This is a genomic window from Butyricimonas muris (assembly GCF_046365375.1).
GTDB lineage: Bacteria > Bacteroidota > Bacteroidia > Bacteroidales > Marinifilaceae > Butyricimonas > Butyricimonas muris.
This window is the reverse complement of sequence record NZ_JBKEIT010000004.1, coordinates 74,587-99,889: the sequence shown is the minus strand read 5'-3', so window position 1 is coordinate 99,889 and position 25,303 is coordinate 74,587. Positions and strand designations below refer to the sequence as shown.

The 25,303-nt window shown below is 45.5% G+C and carries 15 protein-coding genes; 10 read left to right on the top strand and 5 right to left on the bottom strand.

Features of this window, described 5'->3' with window-relative positions; all coding sequences use genetic code 11:
- Nucleotides 1–41 precede the first annotated feature (41 nt).
- Together ACK8P8_RS08230 and ACK8P8_RS08225 are read right to left on the bottom strand one after the other, a co-directional pair.
- Nucleotides 42–545, bottom strand: a complete 504-nt coding sequence (locus ACK8P8_RS08230) for an RNA polymerase sigma factor (protein WP_176555160.1) — start codon at nucleotides 543–545, stop codon at nucleotides 42–44.
- A 209-nt stretch (nucleotides 546–754) separates the two neighbouring features.
- Nucleotides 755–2,143, bottom strand: a complete 1,389-nt coding sequence (locus ACK8P8_RS08225) for a Gfo/Idh/MocA family protein (protein WP_303179865.1) — start codon at nucleotides 2,141–2,143, stop codon at nucleotides 755–757.
- Between the two features lie 350 nt (nucleotides 2,144–2,493).
- On the opposite strand from ACK8P8_RS08225, the gene ACK8P8_RS08220 reads away from it, so the two are divergent.
- Together ACK8P8_RS08220 and ACK8P8_RS08215 are read left to right on the top strand one after the other, a co-directional pair.
- On the top strand, nucleotides 2,494–4,236 hold the full coding sequence (locus tag ACK8P8_RS08220) for a hypothetical protein (protein WP_369859046.1): 1,743 nt from the start codon (nucleotides 2,494–2,496) through the stop codon (nucleotides 4,234–4,236).
- A 402-nt stretch (nucleotides 4,237–4,638) separates the two neighbouring features.
- Nucleotides 4,639–5,607, top strand: a complete 969-nt coding sequence (locus ACK8P8_RS08215; protein ID WP_369859047.1) for a glycosyl transferase family 90 — start codon at nucleotides 4,639–4,641, stop codon at nucleotides 5,605–5,607.
- 157 nt (nucleotides 5,608–5,764) lie between these two features.
- Here the strand turns inward: ACK8P8_RS08215 and ACK8P8_RS08210 are convergent, their stop codons facing one another.
- Complete coding sequence (locus tag ACK8P8_RS08210) at nucleotides 5,765–6,184, bottom strand: helix-turn-helix domain-containing protein (protein ID WP_369859048.1); 420 nt, start codon at nucleotides 6,182–6,184, stop codon at nucleotides 5,765–5,767.
- 734 nt (nucleotides 6,185–6,918) lie between these two features.
- On the opposite strand from ACK8P8_RS08210, the gene glpA reads away from it, so the two are divergent.
- The 7 genes from glpA to ACK8P8_RS08175 all read left to right on the top strand — a co-directional run bounded on the left by glpA (nucleotide 6,919) and on the right by ACK8P8_RS08175 (nucleotide 15,919).
- A complete protein-coding gene (gene glpA, locus ACK8P8_RS08205; RefSeq protein ID WP_369859049.1) occupies nucleotides 6,919–8,544 on the top strand; it encodes an anaerobic glycerol-3-phosphate dehydrogenase subunit A in 1,626 nt (541 codons plus the stop codon).
- 2 nt (nucleotides 8,545–8,546) lie between these two features.
- Nucleotides 8,547–9,815, top strand: a complete 1,269-nt coding sequence (gene glpB, locus ACK8P8_RS08200; protein ID WP_369859050.1) for a glycerol-3-phosphate dehydrogenase subunit GlpB — start codon at nucleotides 8,547–8,549, stop codon at nucleotides 9,813–9,815.
- Nucleotides 9,812–11,029, top strand: a complete 1,218-nt coding sequence (gene glpC, locus ACK8P8_RS08195; RefSeq protein WP_227216788.1) for an anaerobic glycerol-3-phosphate dehydrogenase subunit GlpC — start codon at nucleotides 9,812–9,814, stop codon at nucleotides 11,027–11,029. The genes glpB and glpC overlap by 4 nt, the downstream gene beginning before the upstream one ends.
- Before the next feature lie 333 nt (nucleotides 11,030–11,362).
- Nucleotides 11,363–12,763: a phosphoglycerate transporter protein PgtP gene (pgtP, locus tag ACK8P8_RS08190; protein WP_369859051.1), complete on the top strand. Its 1,401-nt coding sequence runs from the start codon at nucleotides 11,363–11,365 to the stop codon at nucleotides 12,761–12,763.
- Nucleotides 12,764–12,771: 8 nt separating this feature from the next.
- A complete protein-coding gene (locus ACK8P8_RS08185) occupies nucleotides 12,772–13,713 on the top strand; it encodes an HAD family hydrolase (RefSeq protein ID WP_099294320.1) in 942 nt (313 codons plus the stop codon).
- Nucleotides 13,714–13,757: 44 nt separating this feature from the next.
- Nucleotides 13,758–14,909 carry a porin gene (locus tag ACK8P8_RS08180; protein WP_099294322.1) on the top strand — a complete coding sequence of 384 codons (1,152 nt, stop codon included), beginning with the start codon at nucleotides 13,758–13,760 and terminating at the stop codon, nucleotides 14,907–14,909.
- A gap of 41 nt (nucleotides 14,910–14,950) precedes the next feature.
- A complete protein-coding gene (locus ACK8P8_RS08175; protein WP_099294324.1) occupies nucleotides 14,951–15,919 on the top strand; it encodes a hypothetical protein in 969 nt (322 codons plus the stop codon).
- 435 nt (nucleotides 15,920–16,354) lie between these two features.
- Here ACK8P8_RS08175 and tamL read toward each other — a convergent pair whose 3' ends face one another.
- Together tamL and ACK8P8_RS08165 are read right to left on the bottom strand one after the other, a co-directional pair.
- Entirely contained in the window at nucleotides 16,355–18,682 is a 2,328-nt protein-coding gene (tamL, locus tag ACK8P8_RS08170; protein ID WP_369859052.1) for a translocation and assembly module lipoprotein TamL, read from the bottom strand.
- Nucleotides 18,663–23,540 (bottom strand): translocation/assembly module TamB domain-containing protein, encoded by a 4,878-nt coding sequence (locus ACK8P8_RS08165; protein WP_369859053.1) that lies wholly within the window; start codon nucleotides 23,538–23,540, stop codon nucleotides 18,663–18,665. The genes tamL and ACK8P8_RS08165 overlap by 20 nt, the downstream gene beginning before the upstream one ends.
- A gap of 212 nt (nucleotides 23,541–23,752) precedes the next feature.
- Here ACK8P8_RS08165 and ACK8P8_RS08160 point away from each other — a divergent pair, with 212 nt between their 5' ends.
- Entirely contained in the window at nucleotides 23,753–25,297 is a 1,545-nt protein-coding gene (locus ACK8P8_RS08160) for an acyl-CoA carboxylase subunit beta (RefSeq protein ID WP_099294328.1), read from the top strand.
- Nucleotides 25,298–25,303: the final 6 nt, after the last annotated feature.

Genomic DNA, 25,303 nt, shown 5'->3' with positions numbered 1-25,303 from the left:
CACGAAACCTCGTGAAAACGACTACAAGCAAATAAAAAAAATCACATAAAAATGAGTAAAAAAACAGAGAAGTCCTTCAAATATTCCCTTAATATACTCTTTGCCCGTTGTTTATGGGTAAGTACCGTATTCACCGAAATATTCAATTTTCTCGCGATCTCCTCGTTCGACAAACCGTCGACATGCATCCATAGTACCTCACGTTGCATTTCCGACAGCATTTCTATCTTTTTACAAAGGAAATCATACATTTCTTCCTCAACGACAATATCCCGAAACTCCGTCTCGTTCTGTAACTGAAACAATTTCTCCCGCCCCCGAATCTCTACTTGCCGATCCCGCAAATAATTTATCGCCCGGTTTCGTACGGCGGCATAAAGGAAAGCCTTCACGTGAGCCTCTTCCCGAAAAGTAGTAATTCGCTCCCACATGGCGATAAACGCCTCCTGCACAATATCCCTCACGATTTCCGAATCGTCGACAAACCGTGTACAAAACTGGTAAAACAACTTCACGTGCTCCTGATGAAAAGCACGAAAAGCCATTGGATCCTTTTTTACCAATCTATCAATAGTATACCCCTTATTTTTAGATATCATACACCAACTCCACGCTCTTTGTTTCTCCAAAAGTAGAGAAAAAACAATTACTCGTCTATTTCCAATTTAATTTTATAATAAAAAAAGAGGAAATGTCTTATTTTGACACCTCCTCTTATATATAAGCTCTTAATCCCAAGCTATTCCATCATCTTTCATTTCATGAAAGCGTGACGATACCCCTTGATCTTATTCCAACCGCCGCGGGTGAAATCCGGAATTGCCACGGGAGCACTGTTGTTTTCCAGTGAAAGTGCAGTCAATTCACCGAGACAACACCATTCCGCCAAGTCATACACGTCCATATCCAACGGCAAACCGTTCTGCAAGCAATACACGAGGCGATAATCCATGATAAAATCCATGCCGCCGTGTCCGCCGACCTTCTTGGCTTGTTCTTCCAATTCCTTTTGAATGGGATGTTTGTATTTTTCCATCAAGGCTTTCTTCACTTCTTGCGGCACGAAACCGTGAGCGTTCAGATTCTCGTGATCCGGCATCACGTCCGAGGATACCTGCGAGGGTTGCAGGGCGTAGCCTTGTATCGGGTATTTATTGGCAAAACCTTTCGTACCTGTCAACTGGTACATCCGACTGTACGGACGGGGCGATGTCACGTTATGCTGCATCTGTATCGTCTTACCGTTCTCCGTGTGAATTAACGTCACCGTGTGTTGCCCGTTCTTGAAATCCTTCACCTCTTCACCCGTTTTGTTTTTGATATACTCCGGTGCAGAAACAGCTTTCGTGTCCATGCAAACAAGATAATTCATCTTATCGCCGCGGTGGATATCCAGCAATTGACAAGCAGGCCCCATGCCGTGAGTGGCGTAAATATCCCCCCGGTGTTTCCGGTTGTAGTCCATACGCCAGTTATTCCAGTAATAAGCCCAGAACTCGTCAAGATTATGAATGTAAGCACCCTCGACGTAAAGTATTTCCCCGAAGACATCATGTTGCGCCATGTTCAACGTGGTCAACTCGAAGAAATCATACACGCAATTTTCCAACATCATGCAATGCAATTGCTTTTTCTCCGCCATGTTAATCAACGCCCAAATCTCCTCCATATTCATGGCGGCAGGAACCTCTATTGCCACGTGTTTACCGTGTTCCATCGCGTAAAGAGCCATCGGCGCGTGATGCAGCCAATCCGTGGCGATATACACCAAGTCAATGTCATCCCGTTCGCAAAGTTGCTTCCATGCGTCTTCACTTCCCGAATAACCCGCCGCCTCCGGCAATCCGGCACGTCTCAATATCCCTTGCGTCTTATCCACCCGTTCGGGAACGATATCACAGAGAGCCACGACTTTTGTACCCGGTATATGCGTGAATCTTTCTACCGCTCCCGGTCCCCGCATCCCCAACCCGATAAACCCGACACGCACGGTATCCAACTTGGGAGTCACCAACCCCAGCACATCTTTCTGTCCCACCGGACGTTCCGGCACAGGCACCTCGATAGGCATCACTTTTTGAGCCGCCTTCTTGTCCACTTTACAAGAACACGAGCAAAATAGTCCGCCCGAAAAAATTGCCATAGCAAATAATAAGGTCTTCATTACTCTTTTCATACAACAACACTTTAATATTTAAACACTGATTATATTCCTTCTTCTTCAAACACGCTCTAAAAGTAATAATAATCCTTTATAAATAATATAATCTATCACAAAATAATGCAGGTAATCAAACAACCAAAAACAACACACATTACACCTACATAGATATATTTCCGGAATTATTTTCTTAAATTTGTAAAAACCTATATTTATTACTTATGGATATATCATTCGAATCTCAATTGGAAGTCTATCGATCATTATCCGGTCAGGCAAAACTTATCGTAGACATGTTAGCACACTCTTGTTGCCCTATCAACAGGAAGGATATGGAAAGTTTATTCCCTGACGTCACTTCCCCCCGTTCCGAATTACACGCGACCTTCAAAAGGCTCCAACAGGCTAAAATTGTTTGGTATTGCATGGAAGGCGGAAGTACTGATGATTACTACACGTCTATGTTAGCTCTGGAATTAACCATTCTACTATTCCTGCAACAGGTAAAAGAGGGGCGCGATATCGAGCAAGAAGTCAGCACTCCACAATTCTGGGAAAAAGTAAATCGAACAGGACGCCCCACGAGAGAGAGGATACTAGCTATATTCTTTGATGTAAAATTACCGGATCACGACCATTTCCCGATCCCGCATTTTTATGAACAGCAACTTCTCAACACAGCCTCAAAGATAAAATCATCCTTTCATCTCGAAACAACATTTCCCGAAAAATACCTTATACGCCACTTCCGGGACATTGTCCGGCTACAAATCGAACAGATTCATCCTAACCCGTCCATCGCTTGTTGGTATGACCGATTTACCGTTATACACAAAAACTCCCCCCTCTTTCATGCCACCTTGCAAGATACACGGGCAATCCTAACACTCTTGCTTCCCGGCAAATCAGATCAAATTCCCGACAACGTAAATCCCGCTACCAGAGAGGGAGCATCCTTATTGGGAATGTACTACCTTTATCAAGGTGATTACTCGCGTGCCTTTCGATATTTTTCAGAAGGAGAATCAAATAAAACGATATTCGACGACTATCGCCCCATCCAATACCCCATATTCCTATTCGGTAAAGCCATGGCTTACCTGCTAGATTCTAAAACATCTATCGATATCAATTCCCCGCTAAACATTCTCCCTCCCGACGACATTTTCGAACGGCTCGCGTGGGCAAACAAAATGAACAAAAGCCCGGAAGAAATCACTCGCTTACTACCGGCAGAAGGCTCTCTTCCCCCCTTGTCCCAATATCTACTGAACAGCATGAAACAATACCTCGGACTAGCCGTCGATGGTTCTTTAACATTCCTCGAACATCAAGCCGCTAAACTAGGTTGGGACATTCCGTCTTTAATAAACAAATGCTCATCGAGAGAAAACTCAGTATCTTTTAAACAAAATACCATACTAACGGGAAAATGGGAAAAAACATTTGCACCTCTCGTGGAACAGACATTCACACCAATCATTCAAAAAGATAGGACGAAAGAACTCTTGGCCACACGAACAAACACATTCCGGATCGCGTACTTTATACGCACATGGGGCAAACAACAGTGGATGATTGTCCCCAAGCTACAGAAAACAAAGGATGGAATCACATGGACATCCGGCATGCCTATAGCCGCACCAAGACTCTTCGAAGGCTCCGTCCCCGACATGACCGATTGGGACTGTGAATTAGCCTACCCGAATCTTTCCAAAGAAGACAAGATAATTCTTCTCGCGGGACATCCTCACGTCTACAATGAAAAAGATGAACAAAGACGTTCCGTTCAAATCATAAAAATCAATCCCGCTATCTCGATACGACAAGATGACACGGGATATTGCATAACCACAAATCTTAAAAATTTTGTATCCCGACAAAAAATTCTTTGGGAACGAAATTTTCTGAAAGCCACGATCTATGAAATTACTCGCCAACAACACTACATTCTCTCTTGGCTGGACAAGTTCTCGCATTTGCCATTCGAAGCGCACGATGCTCTGGTTGCCTTAATAAAACATCTACAAAAATCCGTCACTATATACACTGACATCGAAATCAATATAGAATAATACCGGATAGTCTGTCATTCACTTCTTAAATCTTTGCAATATGCAAAGATTTAAGAAACACCATGATGTAAACTCCGGTTTTCCGCCGAAGTCCGATTTATTTAGCCTACTATTTGTCAAATACCAAAAAATATCTATTTTTACATTGTCATCTGAGCGTTTCAGATAGAAGATATTTTAAAGGCGTTTGTTTGGATTCTTATCTTTAGAATCTTAATTACTACAATGTTCTGTTTGGTGGACATGATATTGTATGTCGTGTATAATATACATTAAAAGGCGAATGAATTGTTTGCAACAGAACATTCCGCGAGATATAAAAGATAGATAAAACAAGTATCTCCACGCTTTTAACGGTTATAATTACCTTTTGGAGATAGAGGTAGAAACATGATATCAGACATGCAATTAATCTATCGTCTTCGTAGTGGAAAAAATCCGAAATGGATTTACTATATTCAAAACATGACTCGTTACGCAATCCCGCAAATCATACTCCGCAACCGTCGTGAAAAAATATTGAAAAAAGCCATGAAACGACCGGATTTCCCTTACATACAAGAACGTGTCGAGTATTATAACAAACTGTCAGAACCCGTGAAATTACCGGACACTTCTCCCCGTCTGGCAAATCACAAGTTCACCAAAAGGGAAAAACAATCCGTTTACTTCTTTGATACCTACGAATTCACCCGCTGGTTCCCGAAATCTCTAAAATGGCAACATTTGCCCGGTGATATCGTTCACGTTCCCGACTATCCGGCTATCGTGAAAAGCCGTCCCCTTCATCCCGATAATAAAAATTCGGTTCTATTGAATCTCGACAAGATACGCCATTTCGTTTTTCTCAAAGACACGATACCTTTCTCCGGAAAAAAGAATAAAATCATTTTTAGAGGCAAGGCAGGCTCGAAACCTCGCAGACAACAGTTCATTTCAAAGTTTATCGATCATCCCATGTGCGATGTCGGAGAAGTTGGCAGTAGTCCCAACATACCCGCGGAATGGAGAAAACCCAAAATAACACTACGCGATCATCTCGAGTACAAATTCATCATGGCACTCGAGGGGAATGACGTGGCAAGCAACTTGAAATGGGTAATGTATTCCAACTCCATCGCTGTAATGCCCAAACCTACTTGTGAAACTTGGTTCATGGAAGGTAAATTAATCCCCGATTATCACTATATTGAAATCAAGGAAGATTATTCCGACCTGATCGAGAAAGTTAATTATTACATCAAGCACGAGAATGAGGCTCTCGAAATTATAAAACACGCTCACGAGTACGTGGCACAATTCCGGAATAAAAAAAGAGAAAAACTAATTTCTCTATTTGTCATGGAAAAATACTTTGAAAAAACGAATTAAAAAACGGGAGATTACTATTTGAAATATTTTTCAAAAAAAATATATATCAAAGAGAATTTTCCCGAGAAAAGACAAAAAAAATACTTCACGAATGCCCAAAAAAACGATTTCAAATCCTTGTGGCACTCGTGAAGTATTATTCCAATATTATACTATCTCAAAATTTCTCGAGCAACTTCTCCAGAAGAGAAGCAAGTTTCCTTAACAACAGTTCATTTGTCGCAAGCAACATAGTCATCTGCTCATCCTTAGCCTTTAAAGAAGAAGCTTGTTTATCAACAATCGCCACCAGATGACGTGTCATTACACTATCATCCTCGCCGACTGAATCACCCCCTAAAGAATCATCATCAACCGCAACAACTTTACGGTATTTCTCGCCCTCGCCACTTACAAGCCAATTCCGGTTTACTCCCAGCAAGTGACTCAGCACCTCCAATTTTGTGGTATCAGGCTTCGTCTTGTTATTCAGGTAGTTTGAAATGGTAGTAGCCGACATGTTTAATGCCTTCGCCACACGGTATTTCGTGTAACCTTTTTCGTTCATCACCTCTTGCAATCTCTCGGAAAATGACATACCCTTTTATTTAGAATTAATTTAAATTTTATCTATTACCAAAAAATAATCCAATTTGATTTTGCATTCTTCCAAATTTGTATTACCTTTGTGTATCGTTTGTTACAAATATAGCGATTATTGGTGAAATCCCCAAGCAATTGGGGTATGTTAATCGGTTGGTGATGTGAGAAGACAAAGATATTTATCCCGTTAATGTTCTTTGTCTTCTCCTTTTATTTATCAAGCCCGCTCCTCACAGACTCCCACAAACAATCAGATAAAGTCAGTTTCAAGTCGGCTTGTTCTACCGTTGTTGAATCGTTGTTCTCTTTTTCTACAACCGTTCCGAAACGGCACAACATCAATTCAACAACATAAGTAAATCAATACCCCCTCTCGAACACACCCCTATTGTAGATTAAATACCGACACTCTTGTCACTACTAGCACATCACTTATTCAACACTTGCCACACAAATCATACAAGATAAATTTTACTTGATCTAACCACAGTTTTCTACCACCTTTAATTCACATCTAGTATTTACCAACAATAATTTATTTTTCCCATACCTTATATATATAGTAAAAGAGATTTCATTTTTCCTCATTCAAGAGTATTTGAAAGCTATTCAAAACACGAAACGGAACTTACTCTTTCATTTACTTTCGTTTTTAGGTGATTTTATTGCGATATTATTTTGTTTTCTTTCGTTTTATTCTTTCCTTTGCGATAATAAAATCTTTTGGACATGACACAGCACGAGACAACAAAACCATTTGATGTAATCATCATCGGCGGCGGCGCGACAGGAGCCGGCACTGCCAGAGATTGTTCCCGCAGGGGACTGCGGGTGCTTTTGGTTGAAAGATTCGATATTTCCACCGGAGCCACGGGACGCAATCACGGGCTGTTGCATAGCGGCGCTCGCTACGCGGTAACCGACAAAGAATCCGCGGAAGAATGTATCAAAGAAAATATGATTCTTCGTAAAATCGCCAGCCACTGCGTGGAAGAAACCGACGGCCTCTTCCTCACCCTTCCCGAAGATGACATAAATTACCAGTCCAAATTTGTTGACGCCTGTAGGCAAGCAGGTATTCGGGCTGACGTGATCGATCCGAAAGAAGCTTTAAAGATGGAACCTTCCGCCAATCCCGATATCATTGGAGCGGTAAGAGTTCCGGACGGAGCGGTCGACCCGTTCCGCCTGACAGCATCCAATATCATGGACGCGAAACTACACGGTGCCACCGTGCTGACTTATCACGAGGTCACGGAACTCATCCGCGAGCAAGACTGCATCACGGGCATCAAAGTCCTTGACCACAAAACGAAAGAAACAAAATCCTATTACGGCTCCGTCGTTGTCAACGCCGGGGGTATATGGGGACACAATATAGCCAAACTGGCCGGAATCAATATCAACATGCTACCCGCCAAGGGAGCCTTGTTGATTTTCGGGCACCGGGTAAACAACATCGTGCTGAACAGATGCCGCAAGCCCGCCGACGCCGATATTCTCGTGCCGGGCGATACCATCTGCCTTATCGGAACAACTTCCAGCAAAGTACCTTACGAGGAAGTGGACAACATGTACGTCACCCCGGAAGAAGTGGACTTACTATTGCGGGAAGGAGAAAAATTATCCCCGCTACTGGCACAAACCCGCATCCTAAGAGCGTACGCGGGAGTCCGACCGCTAGTTGCATCAGACGATGATCCCAGCGGAAGAAACGTAAGCCGGGGTATCGTGCTACTGGACCACGCGAAGAGAGACGGGCTGGAAGGCCTTATCACCATCACGGGCGGAAAGCTCATGACCTACCGGTTGATGTCCGAATGGACGACCGACTTGGTTTGCAAGAAACTAAACGTTTCAACCCCTTGCACCACCGCCACGGAAAAATTACCCGGCTCCAGAGGAAATGCCGAAGAAACAAGTAAAAAAATCATATCCGTTCCGCTCGCGCAACGCAACGCCACAATCAACCGCCACGGGGAGATGGCAGACAAGTTCTCAGGGAATACCGCCTTGGACAACAGCTTGATCTGCGAATGCGAAGAAGTATCCGTGGGAGAAGCGAAGTACGCCTTGAACGAGTTGGATGTAAACAATCTGGTTGACTTGCGAAGAAGAACCCGCGTGGGAATGGGCACTTGCCAAGGAGAACTCTGTGCCTGCCGAGCCGCCGGATTAATGAGCAACATGAAAAAAGCCTGCACGAAAAGAGCGAAATCAGACCTTACCTCTTTCTTGAACGAGAGATGGAAAGGCATGGCACCCATCGCGTGGGGCGATACATTACGTGAAAGTGAATACACCGCGTGGATATACGAAGCCGTATGCGGGCTAACATCATCTTCAAAAGAATAATTATGAAATTCGATACCATTATCATCGGTGGCGGTCTGTCCGGCTTAATTTCCGGGATACAATTGTCCAAGCAAGGACAACGCTGTGTCATTATTTCTTCCGGGCAAAGCGCCTTGCATTTCTCTTCCGGTTCTTTTGATTTACTAAACGCACTACCGGACGGGAAAAGCGTGAACAAACCGCTGGAAGCAATCGGAGAATTGATCGAGCAAGCACCCGCGCATCCTTACGCGAAGCTGGGAACAAGCAAGTTCGCGCAATTGACCGCAGAAGCGGAAACCTTCCTGCAAGACACGGGCATCCCGACAAAAGGAAAAGCAGAACAGAATCACTACCGAGTAACCCCGATGGGTACGTTAAAACCGACATGGCTAACCTTGGAAGATCATTTGCAAGGCGAAAACGCGAACCGGATTCAATGGAAGAAAGTCGGGATTTTCAACGTGACGGGATTTCTTGATTTCTATACCCAGTTCATTGTTGACGAACTGGCAAAAATAGGCACGACATGTACCACCCACTTGATTAATTTTCCCGCCTTGGAGCGTTTACGGAAAAACCCGACAGAAATGCGTTCCGTGAATATCGCCAGAGTGTTTGACAACCAAGACAACCTGAACGAATTAGTTCGCCAGATCAAGGCGGAACGCGGAGATTGCGAAATCATCGCGTTACCCGCGATCGTGGGATTAAGCCGGAAAGACGCTTTAGCCTATCTTCAAAAAGAGATCGGGAAGCCGGTTTATTTACTGCCGACCCTCCCTCCTTCCGTGCCGGGCATCCAAGTACAACAACAGCTGCGCGCCCGCTTCCAAGAAGCCGGCGGCGTTTTCATGCTGGGCGACATTGTCCTGCGGGCAGAGAAAGAGGGTGACCGGATCTCCCGGGTTTACACGAACAATCACGGGGATATCCCGTTCACGGGCAAAAACGTGATTCTGGCGACAGGAAGTTATTTCAGCCAAGGATTGATTGCCGATCCGGAACGGGTTTACGAACCAATCTTCAATCTGGACATCACTTACTCCCGAAATCGTGAACAATGGTACAGCCGGGATGCATTCGAGGCTCAACCCTATCAAACTTTCGGGGTAAAAACCGACAAAGATTTCCGGGGGGTGCAAAATGGCAAACCGATAGAGAACCTTTACGTGTCCGGAGCCATACTGGAAGGCTTCAACGCGATAAAAGAAGGATGCGGGGCGGGAGTCTCCATTTTAAGCGCATTGTATGTAGCAGACAGAATTTCAAGTAAACAAGAGATGTTATGAATCTACAACAACACAATATAAGCGACAATAATTTCGAGCAATGTATCAAATGTACCGTGTGTACCGTTTACTGCCCGGTGGCAGCCGTCAACCCGGATTACCCGGGTCCCAAGCAAGCGGGACCGGACGGAGAACGCCTGCGTTTGAAGAAATTCAATTTCTATGACGAATCTCTGAAATATTGCATTAATTGCAAGCGATGCGAGGTGGCATGCCCCTCGAACGTGAGAATAGGCGACATCATACAGTCCGCGCGCATCAAGTACAGCGAGAAGAAACCCACGCTACGCGACTTCATCCTAGCGAACACGGATCTGGTGGGGACGCTATCAACCCCGTTCGCCCCGATTGTAAACACCACGCTGGGATTAAAACCCGTGAAAGCCATCCTTGACGGCGTGATGAAGATCGACCACCGCCGCACGTTCCCGAAATACTCGTTCGGCACATTCGAGGGGTGGTACAAAAAACAGGCTGAAAAGCAAGCCGCCTACCCGAAGCAGGTCAGCTACTTCCACGGTTGTTACGCGAACTACAACAACCCGCAACTGGGAAAAGACCTCGTGAAAGTAATGAACGCTCTCGGCATCGGGGTACAATTGCTCGAGAAAGAAAAATGCTGCGGGGTCGCGTTAATTTCTAACGGCTTTATCAATCAGGCAAAAAAACAAGCCAAAACAAACATAGCTTCGATTCGAAAGTCCGTCATCGATAAAAACATTCCGGTGATAGCCACCTCGTCAACCTGCACGTTCACCATCAGGGACGAGTATCCCCATCTATTGGACGTCAAAAACGACGATGTCAGAGACCGGATAGAATTAGCCACACGCTACATCTATCGGTTACTTGGCCAAAAAGATTTGAAATTGAATTTCAAGCAAGGAGAAAAACTCAAAGTAGCTTACCACACTCCTTGCCACATGGAGAAACTGGGTTGGTCTTATTATTCGATAGAACTGTTAAAACTTATCCCCAACATCGAATTAACCATTCTCGATTCACAATGTTGCGGGATAGCAGGAACTTACGGCTTCAAGAAAGAGAATTACAAGACCTCACAAGATATCGGTGCTTCCTTGTTCAATCAAATCGAAAGTTGCGGTATCGATATCGTTGCTACCGATTGCGAAACTTGCAAATGGCAAATCGAAATGTCCACGACCAAGCGGTGCGAACATCCTATATCAATATTAGCCAATGCTTTAGAATGATATAAATATTATCACCAGCGGGGTAAACTAATCTTTTTCAAAAAGAAATAAAAATAAAATCAAAAGAGAAACGTAATTTTATTGAAAATTATTTTGATTTAAAAATCAATATCCCTAATTTTGTTGTGAATTGAAAGAGATTAGTTGCGAAATAGAAAGAAAACGTTTTCGAATACATTCGATAAAAAAAACATTGAGAATTAAATACAATTGCAATGAATCAAAGAAAAAACATACTAAAATGCCCTATTTAGGGTTGCGATGAAACTTTTTAAGATTTATTACGTATAAAGGTGTGTCTAAATTAATAATTATAACATAAAATCTAATAACATGTGGAACTTTTTGAAACCAGCGCCATTCAAAACCCAGTTACCCGAGGGTGAGATTGATTCTACGTACAAGCGCATGCGTTGGCAGGTATTCATCGGTATTTTCGTTGGATATGCCGGCTATTACATTGTGCGAAAGAACTTTTCAATGGCGATGCCATTTTTGACAGATCCTGACGGTCCTTACGGCTTCGAGAAAGGCTCGTTAAGTATCGTGTTAGCTCTAAACGCTGTTGCTTACGCCTTATCCAAGTTCTTGATGGGTAGTGTTTCCGACCGAAGCAACGCGCGCGTATTCCTACCTTTAGGATTGGTTCTAGCCGCGTTATCCATGATGTTCATGGCAGTCCCGATTGAACTATTCGGGGCGGGTACCATCTCCATCGTGATTATGGCGGTACTAAACTTCCTCGTGGGGTGGTTCAACGGAATGGGATGGCCTCCTTGCGGACGCGTGATGACACACTGGTTTTCCGTGAAGGAACGGGGCACGAAGATGTCTATCTGGAATTGCGCCCATAACGTGGGTGGCGCTCTTGTCGGCCCGATGGCCGTGTACGGAGCCATGTGGTTCGGTTCTTGGTTCTACGGGGCTGACAGCACAAAATACTTCATTATAGGTACTTACATATTCCCCGCGGCAGTAGCTTTGCTAATCGCCCTAATCGCTTACGTTATGATTCGCGACACGCCACAATCCTGCGGGTTGCCCACCATCGAGAAATGGCGTAACGATTACCCGAAAAATTATAGCGAGAAACAGGAAGAAGTCCTCACCACGAAAGAAATCTTCTTCAAATACGTGCTTAATAACAAAATGTTATGGTTCATCGCCATCGCTAACGCTTTCGTTTACATGGTTCGCTACGGTTGTCTCGACTGGGCTCCCACCTATTTGAAGGAAGCACAAGGCTACGATATCAAAGAAGCCGGATGGGCATATTTCGCTTACGAGTTTGCCGCTATACCGGGCACGCTTGTTTGCGGTTGGTTGAGTGACTACGTGTTCAAGGGGCGTCGGGCGATCACAACGATCATCTTCATGGCGCTTGTAGCGGTATTCATTTTCTTCTATTGGCATTTCTCCGACAACTATACAATCGTGACTCTCTCTCTGATTGCCATCGGGTTCTTCATCTACGGACCGGTGATGCTTATCGGGGTGCAGGCTCTTGACCTTGCTCCCAAGAACGCGGCGGGAACATCTGCCGGGTTAACGGGTTTCTTCGGGTATTTCTTCGGAACCGCGATTCTGGCAAACGTCGTGCTGGGTTACGTCTCTGAAAGTTCGTTCGGCTGGGATGGAACATTTATATTATTGCTGATAGCGTGCGCTTTATCAATAGTATTTGTCAGCTTTACTTACAAGGAAGAACAATATTTGGTTAACAACAAAAAGTAATAACAAACATGAAAAAGAAGCTCGTAACGAGTAGCGTTATCATTCTGGTAATGTTATTCTTCACCCCTTATATCTCCGCGCAAACCTATCGCGAGATCAAGGGATGGTCAAAAGAGATTAACGATCGCATTGAAACATTCTTGAACACGACCTTAACCATGAATACCCGCAAAGTTGCCGTGTTCGACGGGGACGGCACCGTGTTCGGGCAAGTTCCTCATTATCTGGCAGACGAAGCACTGTATCGTTACGCCGACAAATATTACAAGGGCAAGAATGACAAAGTGTCAAAGGAAAAAATGGCTATTTTGAACCGCATGGTGAAAAACGGCGACAACGTGGGTAAAGTGTACGTTGAAGACCGTGCCCATTTTCTCGCGGGAATGACTCCCGAAGCCGTGGCAACCTTGGGTTACGATTGTTACGTGGAATCATACCAAGGAAAATTCTACCCGGAAATGAAACAGCTTATCGCAAATTTGAAAGAATACGGATTTGAAGTATGGATATTGACAGCTTCTCCCGAGTTTTTATACCAAAAATTCTTATCAGAGGAATTGGGAATCCCTGACGTGAATATTCTCGGGATGAAGTCTGTCGTTGTCGACGGGGTGCTGACAAACGAAATCGTGCTGCCGATCCCGCAAGACGACGGGAAAGCCAATGTCATCCCGACATTTATCAAAACCCGCCCGCTGGTAGTGGGTGGCAATAGCCGCGGGGACATGGACATGCTGAATCAATCCTGCGGTTTAAAAATAGTGATCAACCCGGATGACAAAACCGTCCGCGGCGAGGAAGACGGTCCGATGCACGGTTACACGGTGAAAGGATACTGGGAAAAAGAGGGGGCGCTTATCGTGAACTGCAACGACACCAGAGATCCGAAAGTACGCTTCCACACGGGAGAATGGGGAATAAGAGAGAACGTGGCTAATCCGAAAAAGTAATTCCGAGAAGAATATAATTTGTATGAACTTAATTTAACATTGTTATGAAAAAAAGTTATTTATTGAACGTGTTAATGCTGTGTTGTGCCCTTTTCGTATGCACATCTACATGGGCTAAGGCCGAGAACGACCAAACCCCTGCCACAACTGAAGGGACTGCCCAAACAAATGACGGGGATCTTACTCAAAAAGTAAATAAACTCCTTTCACTACTACCGAAATTTTCCGGTTACATCCAAACCGGTTACAACTGGGGTGACAAAAACGGCGACAACAGATCATCTTTCCAATTGAAACGTATGCGTTTGATCATCGACAAGCAAGTGTCAAAAACATTTGACTTCCGCGCACAATTGGAATGTTTCTCCGGTTCTACCGACGGAACCGCTTACTCGAAGAAAGTAATCACGGTTATGGATGCGTTCATTAACGCGCATATCACGAAAGGACTACACTTCCGCGCGGGTCAATACTATTTGCCGCTTGGCTTCGAGAACTATGACATTTCCCCCGCAACATTGGAGACAGTAGATTTCTCTAATATTTGCTACCGCATGGTATGCCGTAATGCTGTTTCAACTCCCAACCTTATCGACTACGGTCGTGACCTCGGTATCATGGCTTATGGAGATTTCCTACCGAGCAAAGACAAGAAATTCAACTACTTGAGCTATCAAGTATCTTTGAGCAACGGTTATCTTCCCACGTTGAACGACGACAACAAATCTAAAGATATCATTGGTCGTATTACCGTTCGTCCCATCGAGAAATTGCGTATCATCGGTTGCTACAACTGGGGTGAATACAAACAACTCAATGCAGGACAAGTAGTAGGAAATTATCAAGCCATGAACCGCGTTATCACCGGTGCTTGGTATTATGATCCGAACGGTCTTGACCTTCGTGCAGAATACGGTCATATCAAGAGTGACGATGCCGATGTTGACGAAGACGGTTTCTACTTCCTCGCCGCTTACAAGATCGGTAAATTCTTGCCGGTAGCCCGTTTTGACATGTATCGCGACAAAACGAACAAGACTTCTGCCAACAACAAGGACAATTACCTGATCGGTTGTACTTACGAGCCTATCAAGGATGTTAAATTCCAAGTGAATTACATCTTGTCCGACTACACGGATAAAGTTGACAAAGGCACGGGCAACAGTTTGCAAATCATGTGTTTGCTTAAATTCTAATATAAAGTAAACCTTTATTAATAACCTAAATATTTTTGATTATGAATAAGTTATTATTTGTTGTGGCATTGCTTTTAGCAAGTATGGCCGTAAACGCTCAACATCTTGGCTCCGAGTATCGCTTGAAAAAAGTTATTCCCGTGGCAGGACGTCAAGGAATTGCTATCGACAGCAACTATTACTATGTATCCGATACTAAAGTTCTTTACAAATACGATAAGCATGGTAATCTTATCATGAAGAACGATCAACCGTTCCAGAATCCCGAAATCGCCAACCACTTCGGTGATATCGACATTTATAACGGGGAAATCTATTGCGGTATCGAGAAATTCGAATACGGACGCGGTTACAACATCGCCGTATCTATCTATGACGCGGAAACGTTGAAATGGAAACGCGACCTGCCTTGGTCACCGGAATCGGGACAAGTAGAGGTATCAGGTCTTGCCGTTGACCGCGAGAAAAACATGGTTTGGATGTCTGACTGGGTGGATAGCCGTTACGTGTATTGCTACAGCCTTGAAACAGGACAATACTATACCAAGATGCAATGCCGCCCGACCCCGTACTGGTGTCAAGGTATTTTCATCGCTGACGGTAAAATGCTTTTCACTTCAGATGACGGTGAATCATTATACAATATTCCTGACAACATTTACATTGCCGACATCTCTGAAGTACACTTCACCGGATTGCAGGACGGAACTGAAGTTGTTAAGGACACCCCTTTCAGCGTGAAACTTGACAAAAAAGGGAAACCCGTAATGCGTACAGGCAAAATTGCCGGCGGAGCGAAAGCCGGAAGAGTTGAATTATTCCGCGAGATGAGTGATTTCCGCCGCGCCGGAGAGATCGAAGGTCTTTCTATCGACCCGGTAAATGACGACCTCGTGGTATTGAACAACCGTGGTACCCTGATCGTTCTCGGTATGTCACAAGGTCCGTTCAAAGATGAAGGTTACACCGGAGAAATTCACGAACTTTACATCTACGAAAAAGTAAAATAGTTTTCGGGTTCAATAATTTCAAACAACGGGAGACTGTCCGACACGCTCGGGCAGTCTTCTTTTTTTTACGCCGGTCCTGTCTTCCTCTCTTTTTCGAGATCAATTTCTGCCCTGTTCAGTTATCTTCTAAGAATTAATTATAATCATACCATATAGTTCAGTATTATCAAATTTTATTTAATTCCAATTAATTTTCTATTTTTACACCTTTATAATAGGAGATGAATGGGAGTTGAATAGGAGTTGAATGGGAGATGATATAAAGAAAGTACAAATCACATTATTCTAATATTATAATCATATAACTTTCATTAACAGAAAAACCACTTTCCTTCCAACACATTTCACCCGCCTCTACTTAGCAAGGGTACAAAAATATAAACACCGTATATCGGAAAGAATACGACAAATACATAGATGATTCCTGCTGTTATTCTAGAACGGGTAGCCGATAGCCAGATGGAACGCCAACCCGTCCTTAAATTTGGAAATATTGTAATATCCCGGTTTATCGGGATTCTTGTAAGGGGTATGCAAAGCAACACCTAAATCCCCGCGAATAACGATAAAACCGATGTCATAGCGCAACCCGCAACCTGTTCCCAGTGCAATCTCGTTCAGCAAGCCCGCCAGCTTGAATTCTCCCCCCGGACGCTTGGGGTCATTCCGCAACAACCACACGTTACCGGCATCCAAGAAAATTGCCCCGTTCAGGCTTCCCGCTATTTTAAAGCGCAACTCGATATTTCCTTCCAGTTTTATATCCCCGGTCTGGTCGAGATATGCCGTCTTGTTATCACTTTTCTGGTGATAGCTACCCGGCCCGATGGAACGAATCGTGAAAGCCCGGATGCTGTTGGCTCCCCCGATATAAAATTGCTCGCTATACGGCATCACGCTTGAATTGCCGTAAGCGTACCCGAGCCCTCCCATGAAACGAGTGGCGATCAACGAATTTTCGGTCAGTTTTCGGTAAACAATAATCTCGGAAGTACCTTTCAGAAACTGGGAATAGGTGTTACCGAATATCGTTTTCCCCTCTCCCTTGTGATTCCCCGACAAGTACTGTATCGCGGACAACAAGTTTCCCGCCGACATGATCATATTTTGCCAGTACAACCGGTTCGGGTTACGGGAAGTCCCCTGTCGGTCATACGTGTAGGTGTATGCCATCGAGGGTATAAACTGATTCTTGAAACTCATCGCTATTGCCGGATTATTATCCATCGTTTCGTCAAATTCCTTTGAAGTCCGCAACAAATGGGTATAACTGAGCTTCAACGGGGTGATCGTGTGATACTTCCGGTAGGAAGACTGGAAATCATAACTGAATGATCCCGTGAATGAAATCATCCGGAAAAATGTATGACGGTTCAGGAAATCCACTCCGATTTGGAAATGCGTACGTTCGGGAAAATCTTTCGTGCTTTTCAAGAAATTGGGAACCAACAAGCGAGGTACCGACAAACCGACATTCACGCCCAACTCGTAGGAATTGATTAATCCGGATTTCGAGTTGCCTTGCTTGTTACCGACCTCCCACTCGTATGCCCCGTTCAACTTGAAAGACAGGTTCTCTCCTCCCCGGAACAGGTTTTTGTTGGTGATACCGAGAGTCAGTCCCGGTCCCAGCAAGTTGTTGGATTTCGAGGATACATCCACCTCTACCTCGGTTTCGATCGGTAAATCGTACACCGCGTTAATTCCAAAATTCAATTTGCCGAATCCGTCCGTCCTTGCCGTGTCCGCACGGGTGACGTTCAGATTCGTGTATTTAAAAATCCCCAAACGGGCAAGGCTTGTCTGCGTACGATTCTGCCGCCGGAAAGAGTAAATATCTCCCGGCAATAAATACATCGAACGAGCCAGCACTTTGGGTTTTACACCCAACGGTTTCGTGTATTTTACATTTATCTCTTTGTAAGCTAGCGAATCGGTCGTTTCCGACTCATCGGGTTCCTCCAGCACCAGTTCTACACTCCCAATCTTGTAAGGTTGCAACGCGACAGCCGGAACACCATGTTTCAAGGCGATACGAACATCAGCCACCCGCTTTTCCCGTGTCGTGTCGGCAAGAAACTCGATATAGTCCAATTGGAAATAATAGTAACCGTTGTTCCTCAACAATTGGGTGATACGCTCCCGCTCGTCTTCCATCGAGTAAACACTGTATTCAGCCCCTTTTGTCAAAAGGCAACGCTGTTTCCTCCTCTGCAACAAACTATCCATGCGTCCTTTCCATCCCCAGAACTCGATATTGCCAAACATATACGGTTCGGGTACACGCACGTGATAGCTGATTTTCGCTTTCTTGGGATTGCGCTTGTTGGGGATGATCTCGTAACTCGTTTCCACCCCGAAATACCCGTAATCCCGGGCAGCGTTCTCCACCGCTTTCAAGCGCAATTCCGGTTGCACGTCGCTAATCAATACCGGTTTCTTCGCCAACTTCTTGTACAACCAGTGTTTCAGACCTTTCTCTTTTTTGATGTTCCAATTGTACACCCACAGACCGATGGGGAAAGGCGAACGCACGTACGGGGCGAACAACGGGTTGTTGGGGGGATAGGACATCGGGTTGGAAATCGCGGAACTCTGCGCCCCTTGCAACTTGACTCCTTCCGCCGTTTCTATTTTCATTTTTTTCACCCCGGTGTACAACACTTCACCTTCCGTCAGTTTTTTGGTCTGCGAACAAGATGCGCCCAACAGTAGCAAAGCTACCGTCACGGGTATATATATTCTATTTATCAGACTTTTCATTTTCTATTCGCCGTGTTTCTTTCTTTTCCACTTTCGTTTTCTTCTTTCGCCGGAATATATCCCGGAATTTCTGGTAATTCTTCCGTAACACCACACCGATACCGGTTTGGGTGACTTCGCCCTCCAACACGCTCTCGTAACCCGTGTGCCGGAATATTTTAAGGAAGAAATTGGGATTCTTCCCGAACAGGTATTCCACCGCAATATCATCGACCAGATTCTCCTCCACGCCCCCGGCTGCCGGATCATTATCCGTGGATATACGTCCCCCGACTTTCACCCGAACCCGGTTATTGAACAGCCGTTTCGAGAATTGGTAGGAGTAATCCGTCTTCTTCGACTCGCCCGCCTCCGATACCTGATTGTATGTATTGATGCCGAAAGTCAAATCCATGTTCTTCAAATGTTTTCTCGACCATTGATTCAACTCCCGTTCCACGAAATTATTGATCGCGTTATCGGAAGCGTTTGATTTGGCTACCGTACCGGGTCCCGAGTAAGACCCGTATATCATCATATTCATCGCCTCTCTGGATCTTTCTTCGGGAGTCATCGCCGCCAACTGGTTCTGTATCGTGATATCCCCCTCGGCGGCAAGGTCGAAAGTGATATCCGGCTTCTCCAACGTGTTGGTAATCCGTATTATCGCCTTGAAATTCACCAGACGGGATTTCTGGCTATCATCCGTGACACTCGCGGAGATCGTTTCTGCCGCCATAATATTCAGTGTCGGGTTGGCAATATCTCCTGTCCATTCCACGTAATTGCCATCCTGTATCTTGAAATCTTTCTGCCCGATCACCGGCAAGCCGTAAGACACGATTCCGCTAGACAGCACGTAGCGCCCCACGAGGCGACTCTCTCCCACCGGACTCAGCGTGTAGGTCAAACTCCCTCCCCCGTTGATGGAAACCCGGTTCTGCCCGTTAGCGGACAACAACACGTTCAAACTTACCAGCGGGGCGATATTCACGGACATCAACAAGTCTAGACTGACCGCGCGGATTTGCTTCAGTTGGTCATCCTCCGCCACTTCCGTACTATCCCGGAAAGACACGAAACGCACGAGATCAACACTCCGGTCGGTCACGGACAAAGGAGCGGACTTCAACGTGTAGTACACTTCGCTGTTATCCAACAGATTAATATTTCCCCGAATCTTCAACGCGTCTAACATTCCTTTCAAGGTTGCCGACACGTCGACAAACAATTTCCCGTAAACCATTGTTTCGTCGTTTTCCTGCACCTTCATCGCTTGGAAATTACGAGCCGTGACGGATGCATCCATCTCGATACTGGAGAATGAAGCAAAGTTCACGTCCCCCTGCAATTCCAGTCGTTGCTTATTCGGAGCAATCAGCCCGAAATGATTAAATTTCAATAAATTATTCCGAATCGTGATGGTAGAGGTATCTATCTTGAAGGTCGTTCCCACCGGAAGCGCTTCCACTTCTCCCTCTCTGAAACTCAAATTGCCGTCAATCAAAGGTTGGCTCATATTCCCCTTGATACGGAACGCTCCGACCATATCCCCGCCCAGACGAATCATCCCCGGCGGCGTGAAGGCTCCTGCCACCCGTAGCGGTAATTTCGGTATCCCTATATTCAAATCCATGTTCTGATCATCCGGTCCGGTCATCATCTTGCCCCGCGCCAATAGAGCCTGTTGCCCGTCCACGGCAAGGGTAAAATCGACATCATGCTCGGTCTGTCGCGACAAGCGGTATTTTATACCCATATCCAAGTTCCCGATCCGCTCCTGTTGATAATTAAATTCATTTATCGTGATATTTCCACCCACGTCGATCACCTTGTTTTTACTGTGCATCTGTAAATCAACGCCCAGCATACCGGACATATCCGGGATAAAACTCAACACATCGGAGATATGCCCCAGATCAATACCTTTTATATCAACAACCAATGATTCCGGTTCCCGGTTCGCTCCTTCCTCCGACACCAACCGGATACGCTTGTCCCCGTTCAACAACTGCAAGTTTGCCGCCGGAATTTCGCCTTGTTTCAGACGAACAAAGTTTCCCCGGTTCACTTGCCAAGACACGTATCCCAACACCAACGGGTCCGGGGATATACTCACGCTGACAGCACTGTCCTGAAAAGCGATATTCGCCCCGATGTTAAAGATCTCTCCGTCTTTATTCTCCCGTTCCCGCAATCTCACGTTTACCTGATCGTGTTCCACCGAGCCTTCCGCGGTCAATTGCGACAATGCTTCCAATTGATTTTTTGCCCCGAACACGTTCACCCCGTAGCGCAAAGCCACGCCTTGACCGTGAGCGTTCATGAACACGCTATCGATCACGAAACCCTCGATGTCCAGCCCGAAAACCCCGGCATCCATCTTGAAGTGGGACTCGGTATCCGTCCCCAGTTCTATGCCTACACGCTTGAAGCGCATCCCGTTATTCTTCAGGTAACTGTTTAATATGTTCTTTTGGGCAGCATCGATCGTCAAACTGAAATCCGGCAACACCTCCCCCAATTGTTCCATATTAAAATCGTGTATTTCCAGTTGTCCGGCAAGCAGTTCTCCCGCTTTGGCAAATTGCCGAGCCAACAAATAGCCGTTCCCTTTCCCGTTAAACTTCACGCTCAAATCTCCAGCGTTCACGTTCAATCGGGTACGATTGTCCTCCCCGGCGAACGATATATTTAAATCCCCCAACTGCCGGGTTCCGACATCTTTCAAAACGATATCCGTGAAATCGGCTTTTAGAGCGGAAGTACTGTCCGCGTTCAATTCTCCCTGCAACGTCAATCCCAGAGAGAACGCCAGTTCTTCCGGCATAAAATGCAATCCTTTCAAGTCCGCGTTCCGGATATCACTTTCAATCTTTGCCTCGTATCCCTTGTCGCCGGCGGTAAGCTGGAATTTCATATCCATATCCAACTCTTTATTACCACTTGCCAAAGCCCCGTTCAGCACACCCTCTTTCAACACGGCATTCAACGTGATATCTTTATAATCGTAACCATTGTATTGCAATAATGCCAAAGCTAAATTCACTTTGCCCGCCGCCGTTTTCAAATCCAATCCTTTCCCCGAGGCGGAAAGCGTGGCGGAAACCATTCCCAATGAATCCTTCGGCATAAATTCATTCAACGCGAACTCCCGCAAACGAACTCCCGCGTAATAGGAATTATCTTTCATCCCGTAACCGGCAACCATATTCAGACTTCCTTGTCGGGGGCTAACTCCCACTTTGACTCTCGCGGTCTGATCCGCCATATGTAAATCGGCATTCAACTTCAAATTATCCGGCACAACCACGCCTGCCTCCTCCCCGTCGCCCAAGAACGGCGCGAAAAAACGCCCGTTCCGAACAGTCAACGATACCCGGTAATCCGCGACCATCTGTTCCATATCGGTAATAGAAGAAACTTTTCCGCTACTTTCCAACAAAAAATCATTTCCGGCACCCACGTTCAGGTGTTCGATATTCAATCGCTCGATCTCCCCATTCAATAATCCGGCAAGCGAAAACGTTTTATCCTGTAAAAAAGATTCCATTAATTTATTCGTGTCCGGCATAAACAAAAGTATATCCTTCCCCCCTATCGTACCGTTTATCGACAAGCGCAAAGGAGTATTCATCCCGAATCCGGTAAGCCCGCTAGCCGCTTGCACGTTCATCCCTAACCGGCTATAAGCCGTTTTCAATGACAGATTGGAAACGTTAGACTTATCGCTCCCGACATTTACCCGACAGGATAAATTCCGCAAATCAAGCCCGTTCCCTTCTTTCAACTGCAATCGCTGCACGATAGCCGCTATCTCCGTTCCCCGGTTAAACACGCTGTCCACTTGCAATGAAAGAGCCGATACCCGTATCGCTTCCGGAAATCTTTCCTCTGCCACACTCATTCCGCGAGGCTTCATTAAAAAACGACTATCCGCCAACTCGACCTTCCCGGCATGTATTACCCACGGCATACTCCCCGTGGAATCCTGTACCGCGTCCTCCCCGCCCGAAGTGGCATCCGCAAGCGTCAGCACCTCACAATATCCCCGTACCAATAGTATGGAATCCAGATTTACCGTCTGTTCCCCAAGATGTATCTCCGCTTCCCTCAAGCGTCCTTCGCCCACTCCCGCGCGGATTTGTCCCATGGGCAACCCGTTCATCACGCAGTCGACACTATCCAACAGCAACTCGCCCACCCGGAACTTCCAACGTGCCGGCTCTCCCGGCTGTGTGGTGTCCGGCTCACTTTCACCCAAGTTCATGAAAACCGTTCCGCCATGCAAGGAAACCGTAGGAATGTCAGCCTCTTGCTTTGCCAGATTCAACCTGTCCATACGAAGATTCAGTTCATGGAGTGCCACTTTCATTTTCATTCCCGAAAGCGTATCCCCGAAGTTCACTGCCGCATTCTCTATCACCAACCGTCGCACTTCAATCTCCTTCTTCAACAATTTCGATAAAGCGACATTTACTTGAATCAGGTCAGCACTCAGCATCGTGTCCCGCTCCGTCTTTCCAAAATAAATTCTTTCCACTGCCAAGTCTAACGGGAATTTCAACAGTACACGCCCCACGGAAAGTTTCATACCCATGTTACGCTCCACGTATTGCTCCGCCTTTCCCGTCACGAAATTCTGTATACCGGGAATGTATAAAAGAATCATAACAAGCACTACCAAGGTGAAAAGCCCCAGTATAACCCTGAATATATATTTTAATATCCTACGTAAAATCTTCATTCTATCTTCATTTCGAAGGTTGTAAACCAATTGCAAAACTACAATTATTTCTTCAAATCCCACGGGTAACACGGAAAACTCCTTCCACATGCCCCCACCACTCCCGCAAAACAGAATGTAAATTTTACGCATGAAACTTGTTTCGTGTTACGAAAACAGAACAAAAACACGATAGGGGGCAAAAAAACATTTTACCACTCCAATGCACAATGTATCAATACATTATCTCAAACACCCCCGAACAGGTGTTTTTTTCTCCGTTTTTTTTCGTAATTTTGCAGACTGGGTAGGTAGGATTTTGTATTGAGTTGAAACCTATCATTTACAAACATAAATTATTACTTATGTCACTTAAAAGAAATGTTCTTGATTTAAGGAAGAGAAAAGAGATTGTTCTTCAAGGTGGTGGCGAAGAGGCTATTAAGAAGCAAGCTGCAATGGGAAAGTTGACAGCCCGGGAGCGTATTGAAGCAATACTCGACAAAGATTCTTTCCACGAGTACGACATGTTCGTTGAGCATCAGTCAAAAGATTTTGATATGGATAAAAAGGTTCTGCATGGTGATGGTGTTATCATCGGAACCGGTACTATTTATGGAGAACCCGTGTGTATCTATGCCCAAGACTTCACTGTTGCCGGTGGTTCATTAGGCTTGATGCATGCCCGCAAGATCACCAAAATCATGGACCACGCTCTGAAAATGAGAGTGCCCTTGATCGGGATCAACGACTCGGGAGGTGCTCGTATTCAAGAAGGAGTTGACTCTCTGGCAGGATACGGGGAAATCTTCTTCCGTAACACGCAGGCATCCGGAGTTATTCCTCAATTATCCGTCATTCTCGGTCCTTGCGCAGGAGGTGCCGTGTATTCACCCGCTTTGACTGACTTCGTGTTCGTGGTGGACAACATCTCGAAAATGTTTATCACGGGACCGGAAGTGGTGAAAACCGTACTCGGTGAAGTGGTAACGATGGAAGAACTCGGGGGTGCCAGAGTGCACAGTGAAGTCAGCGGTAACGCCCATTTCTTCGCACACTCGGAGTACGAATGTTTCGAACAGATCAAAAAACTATTGACCTTTATCCCGTGGAGTAACGAGGCGAAAGCCAAACCGTTCCCCTCCAAACCGCCGAAACCGGAGTACAAAATCGAAAAGATTGTTCCCGCCGATCCCACTCAACCTTACGACGTGAGAGATATTATCCGGGCGGTTGCCGATGACTCGGACTTCCTTGAAATACAACAGGAATTTGCCAAAAATATCGTGGTCGGATTCGGACGTATCGACGGAGAAACTATCGGTTTCGTGGCAAATCAACCTTCCGTGTTAGCGGGAGTGCTGGATTGCGATTCATCGGATAAAGCAGGACGTTTCATCCGCTTCTGTGACGCATTCAATATCCCGATCGTGACCTTCGAAGATATGCCGGGTTACTTGCCGGGCGTGGAACAAGAACACATGGGTGTTATCCGTCATGGGGCAAAAGTACTTTACGCATATAGCGAGGCGACCGTGCCCAAGATCACCGTGATCCTGCGGAAAGCGTACGGCGGAGGTTACATCGCCATGAACTCGCGTCACTTGAAAGCAGACTTCATGTTCGCTTGGCCGACAGCAGAGATTGCCGTAATGGGACCGGAAGGAGCCGCTAACATTATCTTCAAGAAAGAGATCATGTCAGCAGAGAACCCGGACGAAATGCGCAAGATCAAAGTTGCCGAATATCGCGAGAAATTCGCTAACCCCTATGTGGCTGCATCCAAAGGGTACATTGATTCTGTCATCGAACCCGAGGAAACCCGGAAAATTTTGAAACACTCTATCGAGGTATCCAGCAACAAGTCGGTACTAACCCCGGCAAAAAAACATGGTATTCCTCCATTTTAATCTTAA

Bases quoted from the DNA above. Each gene is read 5' to 3' on its own strand.
- glpC (WP_227216788.1), top strand. From the start codon at position 9,812: ATGAATCTACAACAACACAATATAAGCGACAATAATTTCGAGCAATGT.
- ACK8P8_RS08180 (WP_099294322.1), top strand. From the start codon at position 13,758: ATGAAAAAAAGTTATTTATTGAACGTGTTAATGCTGTGTTGTGCCCTT.
- tamL (WP_369859052.1), bottom strand. From the start codon at position 18,682: ATGAAAAGTCTGATAAATAGAATATATATACCCGTGACGGTAGCTTTG.
- ACK8P8_RS08175 (WP_099294324.1), top strand. From the start codon at position 14,951: ATGAATAAGTTATTATTTGTTGTGGCATTGCTTTTAGCAAGTATGGCC.
- glpA (WP_369859049.1), top strand. From the start codon at position 6,919: ATGACACAGCACGAGACAACAAAACCATTTGATGTAATCATCATCGGC.
- ACK8P8_RS08230 (WP_176555160.1), bottom strand. From the start codon at position 545: ATGGCTTTTCGTGCTTTTCATCAGGAGCACGTGAAGTTGTTTTACCAG.
- pgtP (WP_369859051.1), top strand. From the start codon at position 11,363: ATGTGGAACTTTTTGAAACCAGCGCCATTCAAAACCCAGTTACCCGAG.
- glpB (WP_369859050.1), top strand. From the start codon at position 8,547: ATGAAATTCGATACCATTATCATCGGTGGCGGTCTGTCCGGCTTAATT.
- ACK8P8_RS08185 (WP_099294320.1), top strand. From the start codon at position 12,772: ATGAAAAAGAAGCTCGTAACGAGTAGCGTTATCATTCTGGTAATGTTA.
- ACK8P8_RS08220 (WP_369859046.1), top strand. From the start codon at position 2,494: ATGGAAAGTTTATTCCCTGACGTCACTTCCCCCCGTTCCGAATTACAC.
- ACK8P8_RS08215 (WP_369859047.1), top strand. From the start codon at position 4,639: ATGCAATTAATCTATCGTCTTCGTAGTGGAAAAAATCCGAAATGGATT.
- ACK8P8_RS08165 (WP_369859053.1), bottom strand. From the start codon at position 23,540: ATGCGTAAAATTTACATTCTGTTTTGCGGGAGTGGTGGGGGCATGTGG.
- ACK8P8_RS08160 (WP_099294328.1), top strand. From the start codon at position 23,753: ATGTCACTTAAAAGAAATGTTCTTGATTTAAGGAAGAGAAAAGAGATT.
- ACK8P8_RS08210 (WP_369859048.1), bottom strand. From the start codon at position 6,184: ATGTCATTTTCCGAGAGATTGCAAGAGGTGATGAACGAAAAAGGTTAC.
- ACK8P8_RS08225 (WP_303179865.1), bottom strand. From the start codon at position 2,143: ATGGCAATTTTTTCGGGCGGACTATTTTGCTCGTGTTCTTGTAAAGTG.